The sequence below is a fragment of the Methanosarcinales archaeon genome, assembly GCA_014859725.1.
Taxonomy (GTDB): Archaea; Halobacteriota; Methanosarcinia; order Methanosarcinales; family Methanocomedenaceae; genus Kmv04.
The window spans coordinates 1-2,304 of the sequence record JACUTQ010000249.1; the positions used below are offsets into that span (position 1 = coordinate 1).

A 2,304-nucleotide genomic window follows, 5' to 3' on the forward strand; every position below is an offset into this window, starting at 1 on the left:
ATATAAAGGTTTTTCATGCTTCATGCATGAGGCAACGTCTCATGAAGGTTTTCTTGTCAATCCATTTCCAGGAAGAATATCTACCTGAACATTCTACCTGTAATCTTTTTATTTTATTTATCATGGAGTCGCAGAAGATCCTGGAAATCCCATTCTGCACAAAAAAATGTCTGTGAATTTATGTTAATGTGTCGTTCAATTGATATTAATGCCATGCTACCACTGATCATAAAATAGCAGGCATTGCGCTGGCAATTCCTGCCATGGAAGGCAGGGTCACGTGTACGGATGTCGACTGCCATACCACTGCTCCCCACATGGGAGAAAACATGGAAGAACTGAACAAGCACACAAAAACGTTAACATGTCAGGTGTGCCACATCCCCACATTCTCAAATGAACTTCCTACAAAACTTAATGGGGACTGGTCAACAACATGGCAGGATATCGACCCTATACCCCCAGACGAATACGGTAAAGCCACGTATAGCACATTGAAGGGTAATTTTGTAAGCAGATCAGCGATGCGAACAAGATGGAGTTTTAATTATTATGATAGTATCATGCCGAATATATTCGGGATAAAATCTAATAAACTACATAACTGATAACTATTGTGAAAACCATGAATCAAGCAAATAAAAAATCAACTGATGATAACCAAAAGATAACAAAAAACCTCCAGAAAATTAAGCACAAGATAGCTGTAATGAGTGGGAAGGGAGGTGTTGGAAAAAGCACAGTAGCAGTAAATTTAGCATATGACCTCTCAATGCGAGGTGCCAGTGTTGGGTTATTGGATGTTGACTTACACGGCCCCAGCACTCTTAAAATGTTAGATATTGAAAACGGAAAAATCAAAGGGGATAAGGAAGGCATTTTTCCTGCTGAAATTAATCCTCATCTCAAAGTTATGTCAATGGGATTCTTCCTCTCTGGTACAGATACACCAGTAATATGGCGAGGTCCTGTAAAAATGGGAGCGGTCCGTCAGTTTTTGGAAGACGTTCACTGGGGTGATCTGGATTATCTAATTATTGATATGCCACCAGGAACAGGCGATGAGCCTCTAAGCATTGCCCAATTGATTCCAGATAGCACTGGGACAATAATAATTACTACACCCCAGGATATTGCCCTTCTTGACTCCAGAAAGGCAGTGAACTTTGCGAAGATCCTCAAAATACCAATCATAGGAATTATTGAAAATATGAGTGGTTTCAATTGCCCTCACTGTGATGAATACATAGATCTCTTTAAAACTGGCGGAGGAGAAAAAGCAGCCAGGGAGTTGGGAGTGCCTTTTCTTGGAAAAATTCCATTGGACCAGGAAATCGTAAAGTGCTGTGATGATGGGAACCCATTTGTTGCATCTGATTCCAAATCAGAATCAACAGAGTCTTTCAAGGAGATTGTCGCAAAAATCGAGGACTTTGCGAATGGAAATTGAGGGTACATTGATTGTGAATAATCGAATAAATAATAGGAGGAATCATGAAAATTGCTATAACTGCATCAGGAGATAATTTAGAATGCCAGATGGATCCCCGATTTGGAAGATGCCAGAATTTCCTGATCATAGATCCGGATACAATGGATTTTGAAGTTATGTCAAATGAGAGTGCAATGGCTTCTGGTGGGGCTGGAATACAGGCTGCACAAACCATTGTCAATACTGGTATTAATGCACTAATAACCGGAAATTTGGGGCCCAATGCTTATAAAATACTTTCAGCTGCCGGGATTGAAACAATGACCGGTGCCAGTGGTACTGTCAGACACGCTTTAGAACAGTACAACAACGGCAGTTTACAGCCAGCACTGGGTGCAACAGTTGGTGCTCATGCCGGAATGCCCGGCATGGGTGCCAGGGAAAGGAGCGGTCGAGGCAGAGAACAAAAGACTGGTGTAAGCACAAAGGATGTACCGAGCCAGTCATCAGCAACAAAAGAACAGGAAATCTCGATGCTGGAAGAAGAACTGGAACAGACCGAGATACAATTGGCTCAAATGAAGAAAAAACTCGATGTTATTAAAAAATAGGAGGTAAATACATGCCAGCAGGTCAGGGAAGAGGCGGAGGAATGGGCAAGGGTAGACAAAGACAGGGCATGGGTCCACCAAAAGAGTGCAAATGTCCAGGTTGCGGACACACTATTCCCCATCAGCCAGGACAGCCGTGTGCTAATCAGTCATGTCCAAAATGCGGAACAAATATGGCAGGAATGTAATTTAGTTTTGAGGAGGATGAATAATGAAAGTATGCATACCAACAATGGAAAAAGGCGGTTTAAATGATATGGT

Annotated in this window: 5 protein-coding genes; 4 read left to right on the forward strand and 1 reads right to left on the reverse strand. The window is 41.8% G+C overall.

The genetic code is table 11. From position 1 onward, the window contains the following. Positions 1–113: 113 nt before the first annotated feature. A complete protein-coding gene (locus IBX40_12865) occupies positions 114–302 on the reverse strand; it encodes a hypothetical protein (GenBank protein MBE0525201.1) in 189 nt (62 codons plus the stop codon). Positions 303–329: 27 nt separating this feature from the next. Here IBX40_12865 and IBX40_12870 point away from each other — a divergent pair, with 27 nt between their 5' ends. From IBX40_12870 to IBX40_12885, 4 genes are read left to right on the forward strand one after another with little or no spacing between them, the layout of a single operon-like run. Beyond that, entirely contained in the window at positions 330–608 is a 279-nt protein-coding gene (locus IBX40_12870; GenBank protein MBE0525202.1) for a hypothetical protein, read from the forward strand. Between the two features lie 17 nt (positions 609–625). Beyond that, positions 626–1,450 carry an Mrp/NBP35 family ATP-binding protein gene (locus IBX40_12875; GenBank protein MBE0525203.1) on the forward strand — a complete coding sequence of 275 codons (825 nt, stop codon included), beginning with the start codon at positions 626–628 and terminating at the stop codon, positions 1,448–1,450. Between the two features lie 44 nt (positions 1,451–1,494). Continuing rightward, on the forward strand, positions 1,495–2,043 hold the full coding sequence (locus tag IBX40_12880; protein ID MBE0525204.1) for a dinitrogenase iron-molybdenum cofactor biosynthesis protein: 549 nt from the start codon (positions 1,495–1,497) through the stop codon (positions 2,041–2,043). Positions 2,044–2,054: 11 nt separating this feature from the next. Next, positions 2,055–2,231, forward strand: a complete 177-nt coding sequence (locus IBX40_12885; GenBank protein MBE0525205.1) for a hypothetical protein — start codon at positions 2,055–2,057, stop codon at positions 2,229–2,231. Positions 2,232–2,304: the final 73 nt, after the last annotated feature.

Coding starts and splice junctions, on each gene's coding strand:
- IBX40_12865 (MBE0525201.1), bottom strand. CDS start 302: ATGGCAGTCGACATCCGTACACGTGACCCTGCCTTCCATGGCAGGAAT.
- IBX40_12870 (MBE0525202.1), top strand. CDS start 330: ATGGAAGAACTGAACAAGCACACAAAAACGTTAACATGTCAGGTGTGC.
- IBX40_12875 (MBE0525203.1), top strand. CDS start 626: ATGAATCAAGCAAATAAAAAATCAACTGATGATAACCAAAAGATAACA.
- IBX40_12880 (MBE0525204.1), top strand. CDS start 1,495: ATGAAAATTGCTATAACTGCATCAGGAGATAATTTAGAATGCCAGATG.
- IBX40_12885 (MBE0525205.1), top strand. CDS start 2,055: ATGCCAGCAGGTCAGGGAAGAGGCGGAGGAATGGGCAAGGGTAGACAA.